The sequence below is a fragment of the Mycolicibacterium austroafricanum genome (genome assembly GCF_000612725.1).
Lineage (GTDB): Bacteria > Actinomycetota > Actinomycetes > Mycobacteriales > Mycobacteriaceae > Mycobacterium > Mycobacterium austroafricanum.
Genome location: NZ_HG964452.1, coordinates 173,789 through 196,870, shown reverse-complemented (window position 1 = coordinate 196,870; position 23,082 = coordinate 173,789). Strand labels below are relative to the sequence as shown.

Here is a 23,082-nt window from a genome sequence, read left to right as displayed (position 1 = left end):
GGGTACAGGGCAACCGTGAAACCCGTGCGCACACTGGTCGCCGGCGCCACCGGCTACATCGGCTCTCGGCTCGTCACCGCGTTGCTCCACGACGGTCATCAGGTCGTCGCCGCCAGCCGCGACCCCGCGCGCTTGACGGAGTTCGGCTGGTACAAGGACGTTTCAACGGTCACCCTCGATGCGCACGACGAGATCTCGGCGCGGCAGGCGTTCACCGACGCCGGGCCGGTCGACGTGGTGTACTACCTCGTGCACGGCATCGGGCAGCCCGGGTTCCGGGAAGCCGACAATCGGGCGGCGGCCAACGTCGCCTCGGCGGCCAAGGCGGCAGGGGTACGCCGCATCGTCTATCTGGGCGGGTTCGTCCCCGACGACGACTCGCTGTCCGAGCATCTGACCAGCCGCGCCGAGGTTGCTGCCGCGCTGACCGTCGACGGCGGCCCGGATGTGGTGTGGCTCGGCGCCGCGATCGTCATCGGCGCGGGCTCGACGTCGTTCGAGATGCTGCGTTACGTCGGCGACCGGTTCCTACTGTTGCCCATGCCGGAGTGGTCGGCTAATCCCATCGACCCGATCGCCATCAGCGACGCACTGCACTATCTCGTCGCGGCGGCCGATGCCGACACGGTTCCGCCCGGCGCCTACGACATCAGCGGACCGGAGACCACCACCTACGGTGACCTGCTGCGTACCTACGCGCGCGTCGCCGGGGTCTGGCGCGCGCCGGTCGCGGTGTACGGCGTCGACATCGCGACGGTGTCGAAGCTGACCGGGGTCGTGCTCCCCGTGCCGGCCGGTTTGGCCTCCGATCTTGTTGAATCACTTGACTATCCGATGATGGCGTCGGCGGAGGGACTGCGCGGCCGTGTCCCCGATCCGCCAGGTGGCCTGGTCGGCGTCGAGGACGCGATCCGGCGGGCCGCGGCCAGTCCGGCGCGTCGGCCCGTCGACGAGCTGACCGATCCGCACCACCTCGCCGACACCGATCCCGACTGGGCCGGCGGCGACGCGCTGCGGCTGCGCCAGTTGGCCGGCGCGGTGACGCCGCCCGTCGCCCGCCCGTTCCTCGGTCTCATCGGGTTCGTTCCCGGACCCGTCGCGGCGGCGGTACGCACCGGGCTGGACGCCGTGATCGGGCTGGTGCCCAAGGTGATTCCGGCATGAGCGCCCCGACGAGCTGGGCCGGTGAGCTGCGCAGGATCGCGCGCGGCAAGGCGCGGCCCTACAACGAGCCGCCGTCGGTGGTCAACCGCCGCAAGCTCATCGTGGGTGTCGTGCTTCTGGTCGGTGCCGCGCTTCTCGGTTACTCGCTGAGTCGCCCGGCCGGTGACGAGACCTTCATCTGGCTCACGCTGGCGCTGGCGGGTGTGTGGGCCGCGGGCGCGTTCGCCTCCGGCCCGCTGCACATGGGCCACGTCTGCTTCCGCGGCCGCAACCAGCGGCCGGTGATCACGGGTACGGCGATCGGGCTGGCGCTCGGTGCGATCTTCGTCGTCGGCGCTTTGATCGTGCGTGAGGTGCCGGGGCTCAACGACTACATCACCCGGGTGCTGGAGTACTCCAACACCGGACCGCTGTGGCTGATCGTGTTCATCACGGTGATCAACGGAGTGGCCGAGGAGATGTTCTTCCGCGGGGCGGTCTACACCGCGCTGCTGAAGTTCCACCCGGTGATCTTCTCGACGGTGCTCTACGTGATCGCCACGGCCGCCACGACCGGCAACCCGATGCTGGGCTTCGCGGCGATCATCCTGGGCACGGTGTGTGCGTTCGAGCGCCGTGCCACCGGGGGAGTGCTCGCACCGATGCTGACCCATTTCTTCTGGGGTCTGGTCATGGTGCTCGCACTGCCCCCGATCTTCGGGGTCTAACGCAGCGGATGCGCCACCTCGTCGCGGTGCATCTTGGCCGCCCACACGGCCACTGCAGCCAGCAGCACCGGCAGCAGTCCTGCGGCCAGGAAGATCGCCTCCATCGACACGATCTTCGACAGCGGGCCGACGATGGCGAACGACACCGGCATGAACGCCAGCGACACGAAGAAGTCGAGGCTCGACACCCGGCCCAGCAGCTCCGGCGGAACCCGGCGCTGCAACAGCGTTCCCCAGATGACCATCGCCGTCCCGTCGGTCACGCCGATGACGAACGTGGCCAACGCCATCAGCGGGAACGACGACGTGACACCGACGATCACCAGCGGGACGGAACCCACGCTCCACATCGCCATCATCACCGTGAGATACCGGCGCGGCAGGCGTCGTGACGACACCCCCAGCGCGCCCAGCGCGCTGCCCAGCCCGAAGAACGCCAGGATGAAGCCGTAGGTCTGCGCGCCGTGGGTGAACCGCTCGGCGACGACGAACGGCAGCAGCACCTCGATCGGGCCGAGGACGACGAGCACGAACAGGCTCGCGAAAAGCAGCGTCCACAACAGCCAGGGGGTGCGCAGCATGAACACCCAGCCATCGCGCAGGTCCCGCAACAGATGAGGCCGCGGCTCGTGTTGCGCCCCTGTGTCTTTCGCCTTCGGTGGCCGAGTGGCCACCAGCAGTGCCAAGCCGGTCGCGAACAGGACGGCCACCACCAGGGCGCCCGCCGACGGGAACAGCGCCCCCACCACCAGACCGGCGATGGCCGGGCCGACGGCGCGCTGGAAGACCGGGCGCACCACCCCTTCGATGCCGTTGGCGGCCAACAACTGTTCGGGGGGCAGGATCCTCGGCAGGATCGCGCTGTAGGCCGGGAAGAAGAACGCGGCCGCGATCCCCAGCGCCGCGGCGGCCACCGCCATATGCCAGATCCGTAGTGCGTCAACGAATCCGAGCACGGCGACGGCGGTGACCGCCACCGTGTTGACGGCCTCGACCACGATGATGATGCCCCGCTGGCTGAGCCGGTCGGCGGCCAGCCCGCCGACCAGTACGAACCCCACCAGGCCGGCACCCAGGCAGGTCGCGACCAGTGACAACGCCGCCGGGTCGTTGGAGAGTTCGATGACCTGCAGCGCCATCACGACCGCCCACATGCCCTCGGCGAAGATCGACAGCGACACGGCCGCGATCAACAGCCGGTACTCGCGGTACCGGAATGGCGCGAGCACGCGCCAGCCGGCGGGGGCCACCGGCTGCTCCGAATCCGATCGAGCGCTGCTGCGCCCGGTCTCGTACTGCGTGCTCACCGATCGATGGTTGCCGACCACCCCGCACCGAGTCGAGCGATTTTCGGTGTACTTGGTCTCGCTCAGGTTGACCAACTACACCGAAATCGTCTAGGAGTCGGTGAACTTGGCGACCCTGCGCTGCTGGAACGCGTGGGTGCCTTCCCGGAAGTCGGCGGATTTCAGCAAGACCAACTGGCCCGCCGTCTCGCGCTCGAGCGCGGCCTCCAGTTCGGTCAGGGTGGCGGCGTTGATCGCGTCCTTGGTCTTGCGCAACGCCACCGCGGGGCCGGCCACCAGCGTGGCGATCACCTTGTCGACCTCGGCATCGAACTCCTCGGCCGGGTGCACCGAGCTCACCAGGCCCCAGTCGTAGGCCTCGCGAGCCGAGATGCGTTCGGCCAGCAGCGCCATCCGCATCGCGCGGATGCGCCCCACCGCGGCCGCGATCAGTGCCGAGGCCCCACCGTCGGGCATCAACCCGATCTTGGTGAACGCCAGCATGAAAAATGCCTTCTCCGAGGCGATTACGACATCGCAGGCCAGGGCCAGCGACACCCCCACGCCCGCCGCGGCGCCCTGTACGACGGCCACCGAGGGCTGCGGCAGGTTCGCGATCGCGCGGATGCAGCGGTTCGCCCCGTCCAGCACGTCGGTCGGGGGTCCGGCCGCGCCGGGGTTGGCGTGGTCTTCCTCGCTGATCCCTGCGCCCGAGCAGAAGCCGCGGCCCGCGCCGCCGATACGCACCACCCGGACCCGCGGGTCGCCTGCGGCGCGTTCCAAGGTCGCCGCGAACGCCTGCAGCATCGGCGCCGTGAGCGAGTTCAGGCTGTTCGGCCGGTTGAGGGTGACGGTGAGAACGCCGTCGTCGAGGCCGACGGCGAGGTCGGCAATGCCCTCGTAGGCGTCGGTGGTCGGGTCGGTGGTGGTCATGAACGTCCCCTTCATCGGGGGCCTTCCCGACAGCTCAAGCCCCGTGGCCGGTCCGACTTGGTTATACAAGTAAGCTATGTCGGCGGTCAACCGAACGATTCTGACGAAGGGCGCTTAGGCATGGCTGGACCACTACAGGGACTTCGCGTCGTCGAGCTGGCCGGCATCGGCCCCGGGCCGCACGCCGCAATGATTCTCGGCGATCTTGGCGCCGACGTCGTCCGCATCGAACGGCCCGGTAAGGGCCCCGGACCGGCGACCAAACCCGGTGGCGACTACCTGCTGCGCAACCGCCGCTCGGTGGCGGCGAACCTGAAGAGCGAAGAGGACCGCGACATGGTCCTGCGGCTGATCGCCAAGGCCGACGTGCTCATCGAGGGCTTCCGCCCCGGGGTCACCGAACGTCTGGGCCTCGGTCCGCAGGACTGCGCCAAGGTCAACGAGAAGCTGATCTATGCCCGGATGACCGGCTGGGGTCAGGACGGCCCCCGTGCCCAGCAGGCCGGGCACGACATCAACTACATCTCGCTAAACGGAGCGCTGCACGCCATCGGCCGCGCCGGCGAACGCCCGGTGCCCCCGCTGAACCTCGTCGGCGACTTCGGCGGCGGCTCGATGTTCCTTCTCGTCGGGGTGCTTTCGGCCCTGTATGAACGGGAGCGGTCCGGAAAGGGACAGGTCGTCGACGCCGCGATGGTCGACGGCTCCAGCGTGCTGTCGATGATGATGTGGGCGTTCCGCGGCATGGGCATGTGGAGCGACGAGCGCGGCACGAACATGCTCGACACCGGCGCGCCGTACTACGACACCTATGAGACCGCTGACGGGAAGTACGTCGCGGTCGGTGCGATCGAGCCGCAGTTCTACGCCGAGATGCTCAAGGGAATCGGTCTCGACGGTGCCGATCTGCCCGACCAGAACGACATGAGCCGCTGGCCCGAGCTGCGCGAGGCCTTCACCAAGGCTTTCGCCGCCCACGACCGCGACCACTGGGCCAAGGTGTTCGCCGGGACCGACGCCTGCGTCACGCCGGTGCTGTCCTTCGCCGAGGTGGAGTCCGAACCGCACAACACCGAGCGTGACACCTTCTACTCCGAGAACGGATCCCTGTACCCGGCGCCCGCGCCGAGGTTCTCACGCAGTGCGCCGTCCGCTCCCAAGCCGCCGGGTGTGCCGGGCGCGGACACCGAAGCTGTTCTGCGTGAATGGGTCTGACCCCGCTTTTCAAACAGTAGAGAAAGGACAAGATCTGTGGAGATCAAAGACGCCGTAGCCGTCGTCACCGGAGGTGCGTCGGGCCTTGGTCTGGCGACCACCAAGCGACTGCTCGACCGGGGCGCCTCGGTCGTGGTCATGGACCTGCGGGGTGAGGAGGCCGTCAAGGAGCTCGGTGCGCGCGCCAAGTTCGTCGAGACCAACGTCACCGACCCCGAGCAGGTGGCCGCCGCGCTGGACGCCGCCGAGGAGATGGGTCCGCTGCGCATCGACGTCAACTGCGCCGGCATCGGCAACGCGGCCAAGACGCTGAGCAAGGACGGACCGTTCCCGCTCGACGCCTTCAAGAAGGTCGTCGAGGTCAACCTGATCGGCACGTTCAACGTGATCCGGCTCGCCGCCGAGCGGATCGCCAAGCAAGAGCCGATCAACGGTGAGCGCGGCGTCATCATCAACACCGCGTCGGTCGCGGCGTTCGAGGGCCAGATCGGGCAGGCCGCCTACTCGGCGTCCAAGGGTGGTGTGGTCGGCATGACCCTGCCGATCGCGCGTGACCTGTCGCGCGAGCTGATCCGTGTCTGCACCATCGCGCCGGGTTTGTTCAAGACCCCGCTGCTGGGCTCGCTGCCCGAGGAGGCCCAGGCCTCGCTCGGCAAGCAGGTGCCGCACCCGGCCCGGCTCGGCGACCCCGACGAGTACGGCGCGCTGGCCGTGCACATCGTGGAGAACCCGATGCTCAACGGTGAGACGATCCGTCTGGACGGCGCCATCCGGATGGCGCCTCGCTGATGACCATCAGGACGAAGTTCACCGAGACATTCGGTGTCGAGCACCCCATCGCCCAGGGCGGCATGCAATGGGTGGGACGAGCCGAACTCGTTGCGGCCGTGGCGAATGCGGGGGCGCTGGGGTTTATCACCGCGCTGACCCAGCCGACGCCGGCAGACCTGGCCAACGAGATCGCCAAGACGCGCGATCTGACCGACAAGCCGTTCGGCGTCAACCTGACGATCCTGCCTGCGATCAACCCGCCGCCGTATGACGAGTACCGCCAGGTGATCGTCGACGCGGGCATCAAGATCGTCGAGACGGCCGGCTCCAACCCGGCGCCGCACCTGCCGATGTTCCACGACAACGGCATCAAGGTGCTGCACAAGTGCACCTCGGTGCGGCACGCGGTCAAGGCGCAGAGCCTCGGCGTGGACGGCATCAGCATCGACGGCTTCGAGTGCGCCGGTCACCCGGGTGAGGACGACGTTCCTGGCCTGGTGCTGATTCCCGCGGCGGCCGACAAGATCGAGATCCCGATGATCGCCTCCGGCGGCTTCGCCGATGCCCGCGGCCTGGTCGCCGCGCTGGCGCTGGGCGCCGACGGCATCAACATGGGGTCGCGGTTCATGTGCACGGTCGAGTCCTGCATCCACCAGAACGTCAAGGAGGCCATCGTGGCCGGTGACGAGCGGGGCACGGAGCTGATCTTCCGCAGCCTGCACAACACCGCCCGGGTGGCGTCCAACGAGGTGTCGCGCGAGGTGGTGCAGATCCTCAAGGACGGCGGTCAGTTCGAGGACGTCAAGGATCTGGTGGCCGGCGTTCGTGGCCGCAAGGTCTTCGACGACGGCGACATCGATGCCGGGATCTGGACTGTCGGTACCGCGATGGGCCTGATCAACGACATCCCGACCGTCGGGGAGCTGGTCTCCCGGATCGTCGGGGAGGCCGAGCAACTGATCACCGGACGTCTCGGGGAGATGGTCACGCCGACCGCGGCCCGGGTGTGACAACACGTCACAGGCGGTAGGGCTGCCCTACGGCCAGGCAAAGCGAAAAGCGGAGAACGCGCGCCCCTCGGGGCGCGCGTTCTTTCACACTGCGGTAGGCAGTGCCTGCTCGTCGTCGAGCTGCTCGGAGGTCAAACCCTCGACCAGGACATCGCCGTGGTAGAGAGCGTCGAAATCAACCTTGATGACATCAGCACTGGTGTCGTCGATCCACATGTACTGGACAGTAACCATCACCTTTAAGGATTCTTTGAGTCTCGTTTCGCAATACTGTGGCAATTCTTACCGGCGAGTAGATAGACGGGTCTTCCGGCGCGTGGCCGTCACGGCGTCGGTGGCGCGGGCGGGGCGGTGAAGTGGATCGGATTGACACCGTAGAGCGCCACCCAGGTGAGGACGGCGACCGCGAACGCGAGGACCAGCAACGCCACCCGCACCCTCGTTGACCAGGGAAGACGTGTGACGAGCCGGGCATCGACCGAGTACCCGCCCGCGCCGGTGAAGATCAGCGCGGCAGCTCCGAGACCGATCAGGAACGGCACGTTGAACGGTTCGGACCAGAAGGCGGCGGCGGAGACGTTGACCGCCCATGCGCAGAGCATGGCGCCCAGGGCTGCGGACCCGGCCAGCGGAGTGAGGACCCCGAGCAGCAGTGCCACCCCGCTGAGGGTTTCGGTCGCAGTGACCATGAACGCTGCGAACGCCGGCAGTCGCCACCCGGCCTCCGTCATGAACTGCACCGTCATGGAGAAGTCGGCGACTTTGATCAGACCGGCCTGCACGAGGGCTGCGCCGACCCCAAGGCGAAGGATCAACAGGCCGATATCACGTGTCCCCGCGGTGGAACCGTCGGCGTCGGTCTCTGCCATCTCGGCCAATGCTAGGGCGTGGGCGGTGTCTCGGCTGGGTGTGTCGTTCATGATCGGATTGACCGGCGGAGCGTCCGAAAGTCATCGCCCGAACCGTTGACCCCCTTGGGTTATCACTGATAACTTAGCGACGGTAATTCAGGGGAGGATCCAGATGCTGCATCGCATCGCTCTGCTCGCCATCGCGGCGCCGCGCCGCGTCCTTGTCGTCGCGCTGCTGATCATGGTGGGTTGCGGCATCTTCGGTGCGCCGGTGGCCAAACACCTGTCGGCGGGCGGTTTCCAGGATCCGACGTCGGAGTCGGCGCGGGCCACCCAGCTGCTGGTCGACAAGTTCGACCAGGGCGACATGGAGTTGCTCATCAGCATCACCGACGACAACTCGGCGGACGGCGCCAACAGCCCCGCCGCTCGGGCCGTCGGCACGGATCTGGCCGACCGGCTGGCCGCGTCCCCGCACGTCGGTGCGGTGACCTCGGCGTGGACGGCGCCCCCGTCGGCGGCGCCGGCGTTGGTCAGTGAGGACGGCAGGACCGGTCTGATCATCGCGGGCATCACCGGCGGCGAGAGCGAGGCCCAGAAGCACGCCAAGACGTTGACCGACGAACTGGTGCGCGACCGCGACGGTGTCACCGTGCGGGCCGGCGGCGTCGCGATGACCTATGTGCAGATCAATGCGCAGAGTGAAAAAGACCTGCTGATGATGGAATCCATTGCGATTCCGCTGAGTTTCGTGGTGCTGGTGTGGGTGTTCGGCGGGTTGCTCGCCGCGGCCCTGCCGCTGGCTGTCGGCGCGTTCGCAATCCTGGGATCGATGGCGGTGCTGCGCGCCGTCACCCTCGTCACCGACGTGTCGATCTTCGCGCTCAACCTCTCCATCGCCATGGGCCTGGCGCTGGCCATCGACTACACGCTGCTCATCATCAGCCGTTACCGCGACGAACTGGCCGAAGGCCACGACCGCGACAGCGCATTGGTGCGCACCATGATGACCGCGGGCCGCACGGTGCTGTTCTCGGCGCTGACGGTGGCGCTGTCGATGGTCGCGATGGTGCTGTTCCCGATGTACTTCCTGAAGTCTTTCGCGTACGCCGGCATCGCCGTGGTCGGGTTCGCCGCCGTGGCGGCCATCGTCGTGGCGCCGGCGGCGATAGTGCTGGCCGGGGCGCGACTCGACTCGATGGACGTGCGGCGCCTGGTCCGGCGCGTCCTGGGCCGGCCCGAGCCGGTGGCCAAGCCGGTCGAGCAGATGTTCTGGTACAGGTCGACGAAATTCGTGATGCGGCGCTCGATCCCGATCGGCGTCGTCGTCGTCACGTTGCTGCTGCTGCTCGGTGCGCCGTTCCTCGGAGCGAACTGGGGGTTCCCCGACGACCGGGTGCTGCCGCAGTCCGCCTCGGCCCGCCAGGTCGGTGACGAACTGCGGACCGACTTCGCCGTCGACTCGTCCGCCAACGTCGTCGTGGTGCTGCCGGACGCCGAAGGACTCGGCCCCGATGCGCTCGACGGCTATGCGGCCGAGCTGTCCCGGGTCCAGGACGTCTCGTCGGTGTCCGCGCCCGGCGGCACCTTCGTCGACGGAGCCAAGGCCGGACCGCCGTCGGCGGCCACGGGTATCGCCGAGGGCAGCGCCTTCCTCACCATCGGCAGCACCGCGCCGCTGTTCACCGACGCATCCGAAACCCAGCTCGACCGGCTCCACGACGTCGCACCGCCCGAGGGTCGCGACGTTCTGTTGACCGGCCTCGCCCAGATCAACAGAGACAGCGCCGACGCCATCACGTCGAGGCTGCCCACCGTGCTCGCCGTGATCGCGGCCATCACCTTCGTGCTGCTGTTCCTGCTGACCGGCAGCGTGGTGCTGCCGCTGAAAGCCCTGGTACTCAACGTCTTGTCGTTGACCGCGGCGTTCGGCGCGCTGGTCTGGATCTTCCAGGACGGTCATCTGGGCGCGCTGGGCACCACACCGACCGGGACATTGGTCGCGAACATGCCGGTGTTGTTGTTCTGCATCGCCTTCGGGCTTTCGATGGACTACGAGGTCTTCCTGGTGTCCCGCATCCGCGAATACTGGCTGGCGTCGGGCGGGGCCGGCGCCGACAGTTCTACCGCGCACCAACGCAGTGACGATCTTGCTCCTCACGTGCGCAGTGACGAGAGCGTGGCCCTCGGGCTGGCCAGGACCGGTCGCGTGGTCACCGCCGCCGCGCTGCTGATGTCGATCTCGTTCGCTGCACTGATCGCGGCCAAGGTGGCGTTCATGCGCATGTTCGGCGTGGGCCTCACCCTGGCGATCCTGGCCGATGCCACCCTGGTGCGCATGCTGCTGGTGCCTGCCTTCATGCACGTGTTGGGCCGGTGGAACTGGTGGGCGCCGAAGCCGTTGGCCAGACTGCACGAGCGCATCGGGTTCAGCGAGACCCTGGACGACAGCAGCGACAGCCCGCCGCGAAGCCGACAACACGTCGCCACCGGCAACGAGCATGGCTGACGTCAGCGCCCCGCGGCAGCGACGGCACCGCGCCCCCCGCGGCGCCGGTGAGCAGTTGCGCGCCGAGATCCTCGATGCGGCAACCGATCTCCTTCTGGAGACCGGCGACGAGAAAGCGGTGTCGATCAGGTCGGTGGCGCAGCGGGTCGGTGTGACCCCGCCGTCGATCTATCTGCATTTCGTCGACAAGACCGCGCTGCTGGACGCGGTGTGCGGCAGGTACTTCGAGAAGCTCGACGAGGAGATGGAGGAGGTCGCCGGCGCCGCCGCCACGGCCCTCGACGTGCTGCGGGCCCAGGGGATGGCCTACGTGCGATTCGCGCTGAAAAACCCTGTGCTGTACCGCATCGCGATGATGGGCCCCGGAAGCCCGGGCAGCGACGTCGACGTCGCGCTCAACAGTTCGGCGTTCGGCCACCTGCTGATGTCGGTGCAGGCGCTGATCGCCGAGGGCGTCTATCCGCAGGCAGACCCGACCATGCTCGCGTTGGAACTCTGGACGGCCGTGCACGGTATCGCCGCGATGCTCATCTCCCGCCCGTATCTACCCTGGGGTGGCGCCGAGGAGTTCGCCGATCGCCTGATGCGCGCGGTCTGCTGCGGCCAAGCCCTGTCAGTCGCGATCCGGCCGGACGAGTCGCCGCGGGAGATCATGACCTGGTTGAAGGAGGTAGTCGATGAACGACAGCGTGGATAACCCGTTCTTCGCGCGGCTGTGGACGCTCATGTCGTCGCGCGAACCGGAGTCGCTGCGCCGGCTGCGGCGGGAGAACCTGGCAGGCCTGACCGGCCGCGTGCTGGAGGTCGGCGCGGGGACGGGGACGAACTTCGAGTTCTACCCCGCGACGGTCACCGAGGTGGTGGCAGTCGAGCCCGAGCACCGGTTGGCGACGCTGGCGCAGGAGGCGGCTGCACGGGCGGCGGTGCCGATCACCGTCACCACGGACACCGTCGAAGAGTTCACCGACGCCGAACCCTTCGACGCCGTGGTGTGCTCGTTGGTGCTGTGCTCCGTCGACAAACCGGAAGACGTTGTGGCTGAATTGCTTTCGATGCTCAAGCCGGGTGGTCAGCTGCGCTACCTGGAGCACATCGCCGCGGAGGGGGGCCGGGCCCGGCTACAGCGCTTCGCAGACGCCACCGTCTGGCCCCGGCTCTTGGGCAACTGTCATACGCACCGCCACACCGAAGAGACCATCGTCGGGGCGGGATTCCGGGTGCGCGACGCCCGCCGGGAGTGGACGTTTCCGCGGTGGGTTCCGCTGCCGGTGGCCGAGTTCGCGATCGGCGTCGCGGTCAAGCCTTAACCCAGGAGCGCGGGGAGGCGCTGCAGCAGCCCCGGCAGCGCGGTCGCCGCGGTCTCCCGCAGACTCACCGTCGCGCTGGCCGTCAACGGTGTCGGCTCGGGATTGACCTCGATGACCGGCGTGCCGTGGGCGATCGCCAGCTCCGGCAGTCCGGCCGCCGGATACACGACCGACGACGTTCCCACCACGACGACGAGGTCGGCGTTGACGACGGCGTCGACCGACCGTTGCCAGGCGTCGTCGGGCAGCGGCTCGCCGAACCACACCACGTTGGGCCGGATCAGCCCGCCGCATTCACCGCAACTGGGTGGGGCGACGGACTCCGCCGGCTCGGGCATGTCGGGAACCTCGTCGGGAAAAGTGGACCGGCACCGGTCGCAATGGAACTCGAAGAGGCTGCCGTGTACGTGGTACACCCGGCTGCTGCCCGCGCGCTCGTGCAGGTTGTCGACGTTCTGGGTGACCACGTGCACGTCGGCGTAGTCCTCCCACGCCGCGACGGCCCGGTGGGCGTTGTTGGGCGCGACGGCGCTCATCATGTGGTGGCGCCACAGATACCACGCCCACACCCGGTCCGGATGTGCGCGCCAGCCGTCGGCGCTGGAGATCTCGTAGGGGTCGACCTTGGCCCACAGTCCGGTCTCGACGTCGCGGAACGTCGGCACACCGCTCTCGGCGGACATCCCCGCACCGCTGAACACCGTCACCTGCACGCCCACCAAATTAGCCGCTTTGGGACATACTGGGCACGTGGCCGAGTTGGGGGATTGGGTACGCGTTGATCCGCACGCTGCCAGGCCGCTGTTCGATCAGCTCAGAACGCAGATCATCGCAGGTATCCGGGATGGAGAGCTCACTCCGGGCACCCGACTTCCGACGGTCCGTGAACTGGCGGGTCAGATCAACCTGGCAGTCAACACCGTGGCGCGGGCGTACCGGGAATTGGAAGCGGCGGGGATTCTGGAGACCCGGGGGCGCTTCGGCACGTACGTGCCGCGCTCGGATCCCGCCGACGCCGCGATGGCGACCGCTGCGCACACCTACGTGGCCACGGCCCGAGCGCTCGGCGTGGGCAAGGGCGAGGCGCTGCGCTACGTGGAGACGGCCTTCGGCTGAGCCGGTGATCGAGCGTGCGCGGCTGGTCAGCCGAACTCGAGAAGCGTGAACATCGGCCTGACCGGGTCGAGCAGAGGCACCCGCTGGGCGGTCCACAACAGCGCGTTGAGGATGCGGCCGCGCGCGTGTTCGGCCGGCACGTCGTGCACGGCGCGCACGCCCGGCACGGTGTTGACGAGGTCGGCGGCTTCGGCGGGCGACAACGTGAACGGCATCGGCGGGACCCGGTAGCGCAGGGAGGCACGGAACCCGCGGCGTACCAGCGGCGCGAACGCCGAGGGCGGCAGGTCGAACATCATCCGACCGCCCGGGAACCGCGCCGCGCATTCGGTGATCAATGCCATCGACTCCTCGGGCTGCAGGTACATCAGCAACCCCTCGGCGGTGATGAACACGCCGTCGGCTCCTGCCTGATCGACGTCTCCGTCGTCTCCTGCCTGATTGACGTCTCCGTCGTCTCCTGCCTGATTGACGTCTCCGTCGTCGGTGGGAACTCGGTCCATCCAGCTGAAGTCCAGCGCGGACTGCGCGAGCATCTGCACCCGGTCGGACGCGGGAAGCAGCTTGCGCCGCAGCTCGATCATCGGCGGCAGGTCGACGGTCAGCCAGCGGAAGTCGTGGCCCACATCGGGCCCTTGCGCGTCGAGCCGGTAGAAGCTGGTCTGCAGTCCCTCGGCGAGAGCCACCACCGTCGCCTTCGGGTGGTCGCGTAGATAGAGTCGGGTCTGTTTGTCGAAAGCCAAGGCGCGCAACGACATATCTTGCCGCCGCACGTAGCCGAACTTGGCGAAGTCGAAATCGATGGAGTCCACCAGGTGGATCGCCATCGGATCGTCGATCAGTGAGTCGGGGCGCCTGGCCTCGGTAGCGCGCACCAGCAGCGTCAGCAGCGCGGTCTCGGACACCCCGGTCACGTCGGTGGCGGTGTGCTTGCCGGTGTGGTTCATCAAATATTCCCGTCCTGCCGCGCTGTTCCTGCGTGTCTTGCAGGTCGATGATCCCAGACCGCTGAAAGTCGTAGGCTCGTCGCATGACGCGCGATGTCTTCGACGACAAGCTGCTGGCGTTGATCGGCGGAAACTCGCTGGGCGTGCTGGCCACCCTCAAGCGTGACGGCAGGCCGCAGTTGTCGAACGTGTCCTACCACTTCGACGCGCGCACGCTGACGATCTCCGTGTCGATCGCCGAACCCCGGGCCAAGACGCGCAACCTGCGCCGCGATCCGCGCGCGGCGATCCACGTCAGTTCCGACGACGGATGGGCCTACGCGGTCGCCGAAGGTGACGCCGTGCTCAGCGCCCCGGCCGCGGATCCCGGTGATGACACGGTCACGGGTCTGATCGAGCTGTACCGCAACATCTCGGGTGAGCATCCGGACTGGGACGACTATCGGCGGGCGATGGTCGACGAGCGCCGGGTGTTGATGAGACTGCCGATTTCGCACGTGTACGGCATGCCCCCGGGGAAACGCTGAGCGCGGGCGCTCGAGTTTGGCGCTGAGCGCGGGCGCTCGAGTTTGGCGCTGAGCGCGGGCGCTCGAGTTTGGTCGGAGCGCGGGCGCTCGAGTTTGGCGTTGAGCGCGGGCGCTCGAGTTTGGTCGGAGCGCGGGCGCTCGAGTTTGGTCGGAGCGCGGGCGCTCGAGTTTGGCGTTGAGCGCGGGCGCTCGAGTTTGGCCCTGGCCGGACTAGGCTGCCGTCATGGCATCTACTGAGCCCGCCGAGTCCGGTGAGGACGACAACAAGCGCAAGTTCCGTGAGGCGCTCGAGCGTAAGAACGCCAAAGCGGGTGGCGGGTCTTCGCACAAGGACGCCGGAGCCAAGCAGCCCCGCGCGCACGGCCCGGTCGAGAACCGCCGGGAGTTCCGCCGCAAGAGCGGCTAGCCCCTGATCCGCCGAAATTGCATTCCAGCAGACAAACGTCGAGAGGACGCCTGCTGGAATGCAATTTCGGCGACCGGGTGGCGCTACAGCTGCCCGTCGTTCGCGAGTGCCCGGGCGGCGACCAACGCGGTCACCGTCGCCGCCACGCAGTACAAACCCTGCTCCTTGAGACCCCAGCCGACCGACGCCAGCGTCGCCGCCCCCGCCACGCACAGCAGCGCGCCCACCGCGGCGCTACGAAGACCGGGGTGGGCCACGAATCCGCCATCCCAGTACGGCAGCGGACGGTTCTCCAGCGGGCGCAGCATCACGAATACCGCCGCGACTGTGAGCACCATCAGAACCAGCTGCAGCACCGACAGCGCGACGAAGTCCGGCGCCGCCGGATCGAATCGCGGGTGGCCGAGGTAGTCGAACGTCAGGTGCATGCCCAGCAGCAGCGGGATGTGCCACAGGTACAGCGTCATCGCGCCGCTGTTGCCGATCGCCGTCAGCCACCACACCCGCGGGCGCCGCGCCCACCGGCTGATCCCGGGGGCCGCCGCGATGGCCAACGCGCACATCATGATCGCGTGCCCGGCCAGCAACAGTGACGGCGGGGACATGTTCTTGAGTTGCTGGCTTTCGATGCCGACCAGGCTGAGCTCGTACGGTCCGAGGGTCACCAGTGCGACGTTGACGGTGAACAGCGCGGCCCCGGGGGCCAGCGCGGCTCCGGAGCTCAGCAGCCCACGCCGGTAGGCCACCCCGAACATGCCGGGGATCAGCCACATCGTCAGGTTGAGGTAACCGAACACCGGCCACACGTCGGTGTTGATCCGGATGACGTCGACGATCGCGACGACGCCGTACGTGGCGGCGACGGCCCCGACGAGGCGCCCGGTGGTGCTGATGTGGGCCAGAGCGGGGACCGCGGCCAGCACCAGGACGTAGGCGCCCAGAAACCACAGCAGCTGAACGGAGATGCCCGCGACGGGCTCGTAGACGTGCACCGGGAGGAGCAGGCGCAGCACCACCAGCGCCACGGCCCAGAACGCGAGGTAGTAGAACACCGGTCGGTACAGCCGCGTGCACCGGCGCATCAGCCAGTTGCCCCAGCTGGCGCCGGGCCGCCACGACTGCACCGAGGCGGCGACGCCGGCGAAGAAGAACAACGGCATGATCTGGAACAGCCAGGTCAGCGCCTGGAACACCGGGGATGCCGTGAGCAGGTTGGTCCAGATGAAGACGTCGTCGCGGATGATGCTGGTGGCCATGACGGTGTGGCCGACGACGACGCCCACCAGCGCGACGATCCGGATGACGTCGATGGCCCGGTCGCGGTCCGGCGGGGTGGCGGCTTCCACCTCTGCGGGGCGCGGAAACAACGCGGCAGCGCTCATGCCCAGAAATCTAGGTGACCGCAGACGCCGCCCGGCTGAGTAGAACCACTCAACCCCGAACGCCGAAATTGCATTCCAGCAGGCGTCCTCTCGACGTTTGTCTGCTGGAATGCAATTTCGGCGCGGACGGGGCTACGCGAACGGGGCTAGTGGGCGACCGCCTTCTCGGCGCCGATGCCGGTCAGCGAGCGGACCTCCATCTCGGCGGCGACCTTCGGATCCTCGTCGTCCGGTGAGGTCAGGGTGCCGACGATGCCGAGGATGAACGCCAGCGGGATCGACACGATGCCCGGGTTGGCCAGCGGGAACCAGGCGAAGTCCGCACCCGGGATCATCGCGGTCTTCGATCCCGACACCGCGGGGGAGAAGACGATCAGCACGATGGTCGAGATCAGCCCGCCGTACATGCTCCACAGCGCGCCGCGGGTGTTGAAACGCCTCCAGTACAGCGAGTAGATGATCGTCGGAAGGTTGGCCGCCGCGGCGACCGCGAACGCCAGCGCCACCAGGAACGCGATGTTCTGCCCGTTGGCCAGGATGCCGAGGCCGATGGCGAGCACACCGAGCACGACCGCGGTGATCCGGGAGACCCGGACCTGTTCGGCCTCGGTCACCTTGTGCGACTTCATCACGCTGGCGTAGATGTCGTGGGCGAACGACGCCGAGGCGGTGATCGTCAGCCCCGCCACGACAGCCAGGATCGTCGCGAACGCCACCGCGGAGATGACCCCAAGCAGCACCACCCCACCGAGCTCGAACGCCAGCAGCGGAGCCGCCGAGTTCACCCCGCCGGCCGCGCCCAGGATGCGGTCGGGACCCACCAGAGCTGCCGCGCCGTAGCCCAGCACCAGGGTGAACAGGTAGAACGCGCCGATCAGCGCGATCGCCCAGACGACGCTTCGTCGTGCCTCCTTGGCGGTCGGCACCGTGTAGAAGCGCATCAGCACGTGCGGCAGGCCCGCGGTGCCGAGCACCAGCGCGATCGCCAGCGAGATGAAGTTGATCTGCGAGGTCAGTGATCCGCCGTACTGCGCACCGGGGGCCAGCACGTCGCGGCCGGCGACGCCGGTGGTGGTCGAACCGCTGATGGCGGATTGCGCCGAGCCGAGGATCTCGGAGAAGTTCATCCCGAACTTCGCGAGCACCATGACCGTCATGAAGCCCGCGCCGGCGATCAGCAGGACGGCCTTGATGATCTGCACCCAGGTGGTGCCCTTCATGCCGCCGACCAGGACGTAGACGATCATCAGCACGCCGACCACGGCGATCACGACCGACTGTCCGGTGCGGCTGTTGATGTCCAGAAGCAGCGCCACCAGGCCACCGGCGCCGGCCATCTGGGCCAACAGGTAGAACAGCGACACCGTCAACGTGTTGGTGGCCGCGGCCAACCGCACCGGCCGCTGCTTGAGGCGGAAGCTCAGCACGTCGGCCATCGTGAATCTGCCTGTGTTACGTAGCAATTCGGCCACCAGGAGCAGAGCCACCAGCCACGCCACCAGGAAGCCGATCGAGTACAGGAAGCCGTCGTAACCGTAGACCGCGATGGCGCCGGCGATGCCGAGGAAGCTGGCGGCCGACAGATAGTCACCGGCGATGGCGATGCCGTTCTGCGGGCCGGAGAAGCCGCGCCCGCCGGTGAAGAACTCGTCGGCGGTGGCGTTGCGCTTGCTCGCCCGGATCACCACGATCATCGTGACGACGACGAACAGGCTGAAGATGCCGATGTTGGCGACCGGGTTGCCGATGGTCTCGGTCTGGGCCAGCAGGGTGGTCATCGGATCTCACTCTCCAATTGGGTGCGGATGGCTGCGGCCCGCGGGTCGAGTTCGCGGTTGGCGAACCGCACGTAAAGCCCGGTGATCAGGAACGTCGACAGGAACTGGCCCAGCCCGATGATCAGGCCGACGTTGATGTCGCCCCAGACCTTGGTGCCCATGAACCCGGTCGCGAAGGCGCCGAGCAGGACGTAGACGGCGTACCAGACGAGGAAGACCGCCGTCATGGGGAACACGAAGCGGCGCAACCTAGTTCGCAGTTCTTGGAACTCGGGGCTGGCCTGCACTTCCAAATATCGTTCGCCGCTGATGGCTTCCGGGCGAATGGGAAGATCTGTTTCGGACACCTTGGTCTCACACTCCTGACATGTGGCTCGGCTCTCCGGCGAAACTAGTTGAGATGTGGGTCACATACCCAGTGCTGACGCAGGTCACACGGTGAGGTCGGGGGACGCTGCGGTGAACGGTTGCTCAGCGACGACGAACGGTGGCGGGTCATGCCCGTGGCATGCGCTCGATTCCCATTCCGAGATGTTCCGGCAGGTGCATCCGCGCGAACGTCTGCGCGACGTCGGGCGGCGCGGTCGCGCGGGTGAGGCGGCTGACGGCCAGCATGGTCGCGAACGCCAGGGGCACGCTGACGGCGGCGGGGTAGCCGACCAGCACGGTGGGCCAGCCGCCGAGCACGTTCTCGTCGATACCGCCGGCGACGGCGACGGTGACCGCCCCGCCGGACAGCACACCGCCGACCGCAAGCCCTGCCATCGCACCGGTCGCGGTCAGCCCGCGCCACCAGATGCCGAGCACCAGCAGCGGGCACAGCGTCGACGCCGCGACCGCGAACGCCAGTCCTACGCTGCGGGACAGCTCCAGTTCCCCGGAAGCCGCCAGCGCCAACGGGATCGGGATCAGGCCCCCGATGACGGCCGCCACCCGGAAGTCGCGGACCCGCCCGGGCAGCACATCGGTGGCCAGGGCCCCGGCGAAACTGACCAGCAGGCCCGACGACGTCGCCAGGAACGCGGCGATCGCCCCCGCCGCCACCAGCGCCGCGAGCAGCTGCCCGGTCACCCCGGCGATGACCGAACCGGGCGCCAACAGCACTGCGGCGTCGGCGGTTCCGGTGATCAGCAGCTGGGGAACGTAGAGCCGGGAGAACACGCCGAGCAACGTCGGAAACAGGTAGAACAGCGAGAGCAGCGCGATGACCGCCAGCGCCGTACGCCGCGCCGCCCGCCCGTCGGGGTTGGTGTAGAAGCGGACCAGCACATGCGGGAGTCCCATGGTGCCCAGGAACGTCGCAACCATGATGGACAGCACCTGATACAGCGGGTGCCGCCCACCCAATCCGCCGCCCGAGGAGATCCAGTCCCGGCCCGCGCTCGGCGTGCCCGCCACGACAGGTGTGGCCGCACCCGCGGACAAGGTCAGGGTGCTGCCCGCGCCCAAGGTGTGGTCACCTGCCGGTCCGATCTTCGCACCGTCGACCTGCCGGTCGTCCAGCGTGCCCGTCACCGTGATCCCGGCCGGTTCGGCGACCTGCACGACGACGTCGGTCTCGATCTCGACGGTGGTGATCTGCTGCACCGTCGGCGGCAGCGGGCCGCCGAGCTCACCGCCGCGGTCGGTGAGGAACAGCCCGGCCAGCGCCAGCGCGGGGATGGCGACCGCGGTCAGCTTGAGCCAGTACTGGAATGCCTGCACGAACGTGATCGAGCGCATCCCCCCGGCGACGACGTTCATGATGACGATGGCGCCGACGGCCAGCGGGCCGAGCCACACCGGGACGCCCAGCAGAGTCTTCAGCGCAAGGCCCGCGCCCTGATATTGGGGGACCAGATAGAAGATGCAGATCACGACGACCACCAGCATCGCGACCTTGCGCAGGCGCGGCGAGCCGAGCCGGAACTCGGCGAAATCGGGCACGGTGTAGGCCCCCGAGCGGCGCAGCGGTGCCGCGACGAACAGCAGCAGTCCGAGATAGCCTGCGGTGAACCCGACGGGGTACCACAGCGCGTCGGCACCGTATTTGGCGATCAGCCCGGCCACCCCGAGAAATGATGCCGCCGAGAGGTATTCACCGGAGATCGCGGCCGCGTTCCACCGCGAGCCCACGGTACGCGAGGCGACCAGGAAGTCGGATGTCGTGCGGGAGAACCGGACCCCGTAGGCGCCGATCGCGATGGTGGCCACGGCCGCGGCCAGCAGCGCCGCCGCCGTCAGCGGGGAGCCGGTCATGGTTCGGCGTCGACGACGCCGACGAAGTCGCGCTCACCCTGTTCGGCCAACCGCACGTAGAGCCACCCGATGCCGTACATCAGCGGGTACGCCAGGCCGGCAAGGACAAGCCAGTTCAGCCTGATGCCGACCACGGTGATCGCGCCCAGGCCGGGAACGAGTGCGTTGAGCAGCGGGATGGCCCCGATCAGGGCCACCACGACCGCCCCGAGCCGCAGCGCCAGACCCAGCTGGGCCCGTACCAGGCCGCGCACGAGAGCGTCGCCGACCTGCGTCTGTTCCTGGACCTCCACCCGGGTGCGCACCATCCGCGCGCCCCGACGGTGCGCGAGGACCACCCGCTGCCGCTGCGGTCGCTCACTGCTGGTCATCGGTGCTCCCGGCCGGTCGCAGGCTGCGCATCGGGTTGCGTACCACGCGATCCCGCAGTTCGCGGGCCTGGCGCCGGCTCACCGGAAGCTCGACCGCGGGGGACGAGCCGTTGGCGCGGAGCCGGACCAGGACGGCGCCGTCGGTGGTGCGCAGGCCGGTGACGAGGCGCAGCGCGACCAGATACGAGCGGTGCACACGCTGGAATCCATGGTCGCGCCAACGTGTTTCGAGTGTGCTGAGCGGGATGCGCACCAGGTGTGATCCGGACGCCGAGTGCAGCCGGGCGTAATCGCCTTCGGCTTCCACCCAGCCGATGCTGTCGCGGGGGATCAGGTGGGTCACGCCGCCGAGCTCGGCCGGGATGACGTCGGAATCGGGCGCCGCGGCGCCGGTCTCGGTCCTCGACGCAGCCGCCGGTGTCGCGGAGTGGGCCGTCGCGGCGCGTCGGACCGCTTCGTCGAGGCGGTCCTCCCTGATCGGTTTGAGCAGATAGTCGACGGCACCCACGTCGAAGGCGGCGACCGCCTTGTCATCGTGGGCGGTGACGAACACGATCGCCGGGCGCTGGGTGTAGTTGGTCAACACCCCGGCGAGTTCGATCCCGGAAAGGCCGGGCATGTTGATGTCGAGGAACACCGCGTCGATGGTTCGCCGATTCAGTTCCCGCAGTGCCGAAGTGGCGTCGCCGGCACGGAAGACCTCGGCGACGCACGGGTGCTTGCCGAGAAGGTAGGCGAGCTCGTCGAGGGCGGGCGCCTCGTCGTCGACGGCGAGCACGGTCAGTGGTCTGGTCACGCCCTACTCATTTCTACCCACCACGAACCCACCTCCGCTGGCCCGCACGCCCGACCGGAACTTCGGCACCCGCATGATGACCTTGGTGCCCGCGCCGATCGCCGTTTCGACCACCAGACCGTAGTCGTTGCCGAACGCCGCGCGCAGCCGATGGTCGACATTGGTCAGGCCGACGTGGGCGCCGGCACCCTCGGAGGCCGGGGCGCCGTCGGAGAGCGCATCGCCGGGTCCCGAGCGCAACGCGTCGGGATCCATGCCGACGCCGTCGTCCTCGACCGTGATCACACAGTCGGAGCCCTCGTCGCGGGCCACCAGTTCGATCGAACCGTTACCGCGGCCGGCGAACCCGTGCCGCACCGCGTTCTCCACCAGGGGCTGCAACGCAAGGAACGGCACCACCACGTTGAGCACCTCCGGCGCCACCTGCAACGTGACCTTCAGCGCTGTCCCGAACCGCGCCCGCTCCAGGGTGAGGTAGCGGTCGATGTTGCGGAGTTCCTCGGCCAGCGTGGTGAATTGACCGGCGGCGCGGAACGAGTAACGGGTGAAGTCGGCGAACTCGAGGATCAGTTCGCGGGCGCGGTCGGGGTCGGTGCGCACGAACGACGCGATCGTGTTCAGCGCGTTGTAGATGAAGTGCGGACTGATCTGGGCGCGCAGCGCCAGCACCTCGGCGCGGTCCAACCGGGCCCGGGAGGCGTCGAGTTCGGCCAGCTCGATCTGGCTGGCCGCGTAGCGCGCCACCTCGCCGACGGCCCCGAGCATGCCGGGGCCGGGGGAGCGCGTCGTCACCACCACCAGCACCCCGAGCAGGTCGCCGGACTCGGCGAGCAGCGGCTGGGCCACCACCGCGGAGGTGCCGGCGTGCGCCATCACCCGGCGCTGACCAGAGATCGACTCGTGGGCGGCGTCGTCGCAGGCGTCGCGCACGTCGTCGTCCCACAGCGCGTCGTCCAGGGCGTCCTCGGCCAGCACCGCGCCGTCGCCGTCGAACAGTGCCAGACCGTCGGCGCCGGTCAGGTCACGCAGGAACGGCGCCGCGGTCTGCGCCGAATCGGTGTTCAGCCCCTGACGCAACGCCCGGGCGGCCAGCGAGGCGGTGTGCAACGCGGCGTGCACCGCGCGCTCGGTGGGGGTGGCCACCACCCGTCTGGTCCGGACCGCGAGCACCACCGCGGCCACGGCGAGCAGGATCAGTGCGGCCGTCAGAGCGATCGCGAGCTCGCCGGACATCTGTTTCGCTCCTCGCGTGCGGTTGGCCCAACCTTAGACCGAGCGCGTCGCGGACTGCAGTGAGATCGCCGAAGGACCCTGGCCCGGCTCAAGTCGCCCGCTGCTCCATCGCGCGACACCGAATCTCCTTGACGGTAGCCAATTCACCGCCGGCCGGGCGCTCCCGCGCCTGTAGGGACACTGCCGTCACCAATTTCTCTCGGCGGGTTCTGACGTTTGCCGTTGCCATCACGATGACCACGCCGGCGGATGCGCTACAGCTCTGTGCCAGGCCCGGTTTCGCGTCGCCGTTTTTGTCGGACCCTGCTGGTTGGATGGGGTTATGTCTTCGAGGGTTGCGGTTGGTACTGGCACTGGTGGTGTGGTGCGTCAGTCTGATCGTCTGGATGCGTTTTTCGAGGAGTTGGCGGAGTTGGCGGGTCAGCGCAATGCCATTGATGGGCGTATTGCGCAGATCGCTGCCGAGATTGATGGTGCCGGGTTGTGGGCGATCACCGGGGTGAAGTCGATGGAGGGGTTGATCGCGTGGAAGTTG

At 68.4% G+C, this 23,082-nt stretch carries 24 protein-coding genes and 1 pseudogene; 12 read left to right on the top strand and 13 right to left on the bottom strand.

Translation table 11 applies throughout. The annotated features are described in order from the left end of the window. Positions 1 to 15 precede the first annotated feature (15 nt). Together BN976_RS11320 and BN976_RS11315 are read left to right on the top strand one after the other, a co-directional pair. Positions 16 to 1,164 carry an NAD(P)H-binding protein gene (locus BN976_RS11320; protein WP_011781735.1) on the top strand — a complete coding sequence of 383 codons (1,149 nt, stop codon included), beginning with the start codon at positions 16 to 18 and terminating at the stop codon, positions 1,162 to 1,164. Beyond that, positions 1,161 to 1,871 carry a CPBP family intramembrane glutamic endopeptidase gene (locus BN976_RS11315; RefSeq protein WP_011781734.1) on the top strand — a complete coding sequence of 237 codons (711 nt, stop codon included), beginning with the start codon at positions 1,161 to 1,163 and terminating at the stop codon, positions 1,869 to 1,871. The genes BN976_RS11320 and BN976_RS11315 overlap by 4 nt, the downstream gene beginning before the upstream one ends. Here BN976_RS11315 and tet(V) read toward each other — a convergent pair. After that, complete coding sequence (gene tet(V) / locus BN976_RS11310) at positions 1,868 to 3,178, bottom strand: tetracycline efflux MFS transporter Tet(V) (protein ID WP_375167623.1); 1,311 nt, start codon at positions 3,176 to 3,178, stop codon at positions 1,868 to 1,870. The genes BN976_RS11315 and tet(V) overlap by 4 nt on opposite strands. A gap of 90 nt (positions 3,179 to 3,268) precedes the next feature. After that, entirely contained in the window at positions 3,269 to 4,090 is an 822-nt protein-coding gene (locus tag BN976_RS11305) for an enoyl-CoA hydratase (protein ID WP_036371340.1), read from the bottom strand. A 120-nt stretch (positions 4,091 to 4,210) separates the two neighbouring features. Between BN976_RS11305 and BN976_RS11300 the strand changes: the two genes are divergently transcribed. The 3 genes from BN976_RS11300 to BN976_RS11290 are packed head-to-tail and all read left to right on the top strand — an operon-like array spanning position 4,211 to position 7,086. Then, positions 4,211 to 5,305, top strand: a complete 1,095-nt coding sequence (locus BN976_RS11300) for a CaiB/BaiF CoA transferase family protein (protein ID WP_036370807.1) — start codon at positions 4,211 to 4,213, stop codon at positions 5,303 to 5,305. Positions 5,306 to 5,341: 36 nt separating this feature from the next. Further along, positions 5,342 to 6,094 (top strand): 3-hydroxyacyl-CoA dehydrogenase, encoded by a 753-nt coding sequence (locus BN976_RS11295; RefSeq protein ID WP_036370805.1) that lies wholly within the window; start codon positions 5,342 to 5,344, stop codon positions 6,092 to 6,094. Continuing rightward, positions 6,094 to 7,086 (top strand): NAD(P)H-dependent flavin oxidoreductase, encoded by a 993-nt coding sequence (locus BN976_RS11290; RefSeq protein ID WP_011781728.1) that lies wholly within the window; start codon positions 6,094 to 6,096, stop codon positions 7,084 to 7,086. Before BN976_RS11295 ends, BN976_RS11290 begins: the two co-directional genes overlap by 1 nt. 84 nt (positions 7,087 to 7,170) lie before the next feature. On the opposite strand, the gene BN976_RS33195 is transcribed toward BN976_RS11290, so the two are convergent. After that, the gene (locus BN976_RS33195; protein ID WP_011781727.1) at positions 7,171 to 7,320 is read right to left on the bottom strand and encodes a hypothetical protein; all 150 of its coding nucleotides are present in this window, start codon (positions 7,318 to 7,320) and stop codon (positions 7,171 to 7,173) included. Positions 7,321 to 7,409: 89 nt separating this feature from the next. Further along, positions 7,410 to 7,955 (bottom strand): DoxX family protein, encoded by a 546-nt coding sequence (locus tag BN976_RS11285; RefSeq protein WP_036371339.1) that lies wholly within the window; start codon positions 7,953 to 7,955, stop codon positions 7,410 to 7,412. 154 nt (positions 7,956 to 8,109) lie between these two features. Here BN976_RS11285 and BN976_RS11280 point away from each other — a divergent pair, with 154 nt between their 5' ends. The 3 genes from BN976_RS11280 to BN976_RS11270 are packed head-to-tail and all read left to right on the top strand — an operon-like array spanning position 8,110 to position 11,753. Further along, the gene (locus BN976_RS11280; protein ID WP_036370803.1) at positions 8,110 to 10,446 is read left to right on the top strand and encodes an MMPL family transporter; all 2,337 of its coding nucleotides are present in this window, start codon (positions 8,110 to 8,112) and stop codon (positions 10,444 to 10,446) included. Next, positions 10,439 to 11,143 (top strand): TetR/AcrR family transcriptional regulator, encoded by a 705-nt coding sequence (locus tag BN976_RS11275; protein ID WP_036370801.1) that lies wholly within the window; start codon positions 10,439 to 10,441, stop codon positions 11,141 to 11,143. The genes BN976_RS11280 and BN976_RS11275 overlap by 8 nt, the downstream gene beginning before the upstream one ends. Beyond that, positions 11,124 to 11,753 (top strand): class I SAM-dependent methyltransferase, encoded by a 630-nt coding sequence (locus BN976_RS11270; RefSeq protein WP_036370799.1) that lies wholly within the window; start codon positions 11,124 to 11,126, stop codon positions 11,751 to 11,753. Before BN976_RS11275 ends, BN976_RS11270 begins: the two co-directional genes overlap by 20 nt. On the opposite strand, the gene BN976_RS11265 is transcribed toward BN976_RS11270, so the two are convergent. Beyond that, positions 11,750 to 12,466: an NAD-dependent deacylase gene (locus BN976_RS11265; protein ID WP_199558928.1), complete on the bottom strand. Its 717-nt coding sequence runs from the start codon at positions 12,464 to 12,466 to the stop codon at positions 11,750 to 11,752. The genes BN976_RS11270 and BN976_RS11265 overlap by 4 nt on opposite strands. 37 nt (positions 12,467 to 12,503) lie before the next feature. Between BN976_RS11265 and BN976_RS11260 the strand changes: the two genes are divergently transcribed. Then, the gene (locus tag BN976_RS11260; protein WP_036370797.1) at positions 12,504 to 12,869 is read left to right on the top strand and encodes an Rv1152 family transcriptional regulator; all 366 of its coding nucleotides are present in this window, start codon (positions 12,504 to 12,506) and stop codon (positions 12,867 to 12,869) included. A gap of 26 nt (positions 12,870 to 12,895) precedes the next feature. Here the strand turns inward: BN976_RS11260 and BN976_RS11255 are convergent, their stop codons facing one another. Then, the gene (locus tag BN976_RS11255; protein ID WP_036370796.1) at positions 12,896 to 13,816 is read right to left on the bottom strand and encodes a class I SAM-dependent methyltransferase; all 921 of its coding nucleotides are present in this window, start codon (positions 13,814 to 13,816) and stop codon (positions 12,896 to 12,898) included. Positions 13,817 to 13,899: 83 nt separating this feature from the next. Between BN976_RS11255 and BN976_RS11250 the strand changes: the two genes are divergently transcribed. Next, entirely contained in the window at positions 13,900 to 14,343 is a 444-nt protein-coding gene (locus BN976_RS11250; protein ID WP_011781719.1) for a PPOX class F420-dependent oxidoreductase, read from the top strand. 223 nt (positions 14,344 to 14,566) lie between these two features. Then, a complete protein-coding gene (locus BN976_RS11245; protein ID WP_011781718.1) occupies positions 14,567 to 14,749 on the top strand; it encodes a DUF5302 domain-containing protein in 183 nt (60 codons plus the stop codon). Between the two features lie 83 nt (positions 14,750 to 14,832). Here the strand turns inward: BN976_RS11245 and BN976_RS11240 are convergent, their stop codons facing one another. From BN976_RS11240 to BN976_RS11210, 7 genes are all read right to left on the bottom strand, one after another. Continuing rightward, entirely contained in the window at positions 14,833 to 16,131 is a 1,299-nt protein-coding gene (locus BN976_RS11240; protein ID WP_036370794.1) for an acyltransferase family protein, read from the bottom strand. A 146-nt stretch (positions 16,132 to 16,277) separates the two neighbouring features. Then, positions 16,278 to 17,909, bottom strand: coding sequence for a monocarboxylic acid transporter (locus BN976_RS11235; RefSeq protein WP_011781716.1), 1,632 nt, complete (start codon positions 17,907 to 17,909; stop codon positions 16,278 to 16,280). Next, on the bottom strand, positions 17,906 to 18,256 hold the full coding sequence (locus tag BN976_RS11230) for a DUF485 domain-containing protein (protein ID WP_011781715.1): 351 nt from the start codon (positions 18,254 to 18,256) through the stop codon (positions 17,906 to 17,908). The genes BN976_RS11235 and BN976_RS11230 overlap by 4 nt, the downstream gene beginning before the upstream one ends. 148 nt (positions 18,257 to 18,404) lie before the next feature. Beyond that, positions 18,405 to 20,147 carry a sodium/solute symporter gene (locus BN976_RS11225; protein WP_036370792.1) on the bottom strand — a complete coding sequence of 581 codons (1,743 nt, stop codon included), beginning with the start codon at positions 20,145 to 20,147 and terminating at the stop codon, positions 18,405 to 18,407. Beyond that, positions 20,144 to 20,518, bottom strand: coding sequence for a DUF485 domain-containing protein (locus BN976_RS11220; RefSeq protein ID WP_011781713.1), 375 nt, complete (start codon positions 20,516 to 20,518; stop codon positions 20,144 to 20,146). The genes BN976_RS11225 and BN976_RS11220 overlap by 4 nt, the downstream gene beginning before the upstream one ends. Next, positions 20,505 to 21,314 (bottom strand): LytR/AlgR family response regulator transcription factor, encoded by an 810-nt coding sequence (locus tag BN976_RS11215; RefSeq protein ID WP_036370790.1) that lies wholly within the window; start codon positions 21,312 to 21,314, stop codon positions 20,505 to 20,507. The genes BN976_RS11220 and BN976_RS11215 overlap by 14 nt, the downstream gene beginning before the upstream one ends. A 3-nt stretch (positions 21,315 to 21,317) precedes the next feature. Continuing rightward, positions 21,318 to 22,547 (bottom strand): sensor histidine kinase, encoded by a 1,230-nt coding sequence (locus tag BN976_RS11210; RefSeq protein WP_036370788.1) that lies wholly within the window; start codon positions 22,545 to 22,547, stop codon positions 21,318 to 21,320. A 322-nt stretch (positions 22,548 to 22,869) separates the two neighbouring features. Here BN976_RS11210 and BN976_RS34380 point away from each other — a divergent pair. Next, positions 22,870 to 23,082 (top strand): annotated as a pseudogene (locus tag BN976_RS34380) (HNH endonuclease); the annotation flags it as partial.

Coding starts and splice junctions, on each gene's coding strand:
- BN976_RS11315 (WP_011781734.1), top strand. CDS start 1,161: ATGAGCGCCCCGACGAGCTGGGCCGGTGAGCTGCGCAGGATCGCGCGC.
- BN976_RS11305 (WP_036371340.1), bottom strand. CDS start 4,090: ATGACCACCACCGACCCGACCACCGACGCCTACGAGGGCATTGCCGAC.
- BN976_RS11300 (WP_036370807.1), top strand. CDS start 4,211: ATGGCTGGACCACTACAGGGACTTCGCGTCGTCGAGCTGGCCGGCATC.
- BN976_RS11290 (WP_011781728.1), top strand. CDS start 6,094: ATGACCATCAGGACGAAGTTCACCGAGACATTCGGTGTCGAGCACCCC.
- BN976_RS33195 (WP_011781727.1), bottom strand. CDS start 7,320: ATGGTTACTGTCCAGTACATGTGGATCGACGACACCAGTGCTGATGTC.
- BN976_RS11285 (WP_036371339.1), bottom strand. CDS start 7,955: ATGGCAGAGACCGACGCCGACGGTTCCACCGCGGGGACACGTGATATC.
- BN976_RS11280 (WP_036370803.1), top strand. CDS start 8,110: ATGCTGCATCGCATCGCTCTGCTCGCCATCGCGGCGCCGCGCCGCGTC.
- BN976_RS11275 (WP_036370801.1), top strand. CDS start 10,439: ATGGCTGACGTCAGCGCCCCGCGGCAGCGACGGCACCGCGCCCCCCGC.
- BN976_RS11270 (WP_036370799.1), top strand. CDS start 11,124: ATGAACGACAGCGTGGATAACCCGTTCTTCGCGCGGCTGTGGACGCTC.
- BN976_RS11255 (WP_036370796.1), bottom strand. CDS start 13,816: ATGAACCACACCGGCAAGCACACCGCCACCGACGTGACCGGGGTGTCC.
- BN976_RS11250 (WP_011781719.1), top strand. CDS start 13,900: ATGACGCGCGATGTCTTCGACGACAAGCTGCTGGCGTTGATCGGCGGA.
- BN976_RS11245 (WP_011781718.1), top strand. CDS start 14,567: ATGGCATCTACTGAGCCCGCCGAGTCCGGTGAGGACGACAACAAGCGC.
- BN976_RS11240 (WP_036370794.1), bottom strand. CDS start 16,131: ATGAGCGCTGCCGCGTTGTTTCCGCGCCCCGCAGAGGTGGAAGCCGCC.
- BN976_RS11235 (WP_011781716.1), bottom strand. CDS start 17,909: ATGACCACCCTGCTGGCCCAGACCGAGACCATCGGCAACCCGGTCGCC.
- BN976_RS11225 (WP_036370792.1), bottom strand. CDS start 20,147: ATGACCGGCTCCCCGCTGACGGCGGCGGCGCTGCTGGCCGCGGCCGTG.
- BN976_RS11220 (WP_011781713.1), bottom strand. CDS start 20,518: ATGACCAGCAGTGAGCGACCGCAGCGGCAGCGGGTGGTCCTCGCGCAC.
- BN976_RS11210 (WP_036370788.1), bottom strand. CDS start 22,547: ATGTCCGGCGAGCTCGCGATCGCTCTGACGGCCGCACTGATCCTGCTC.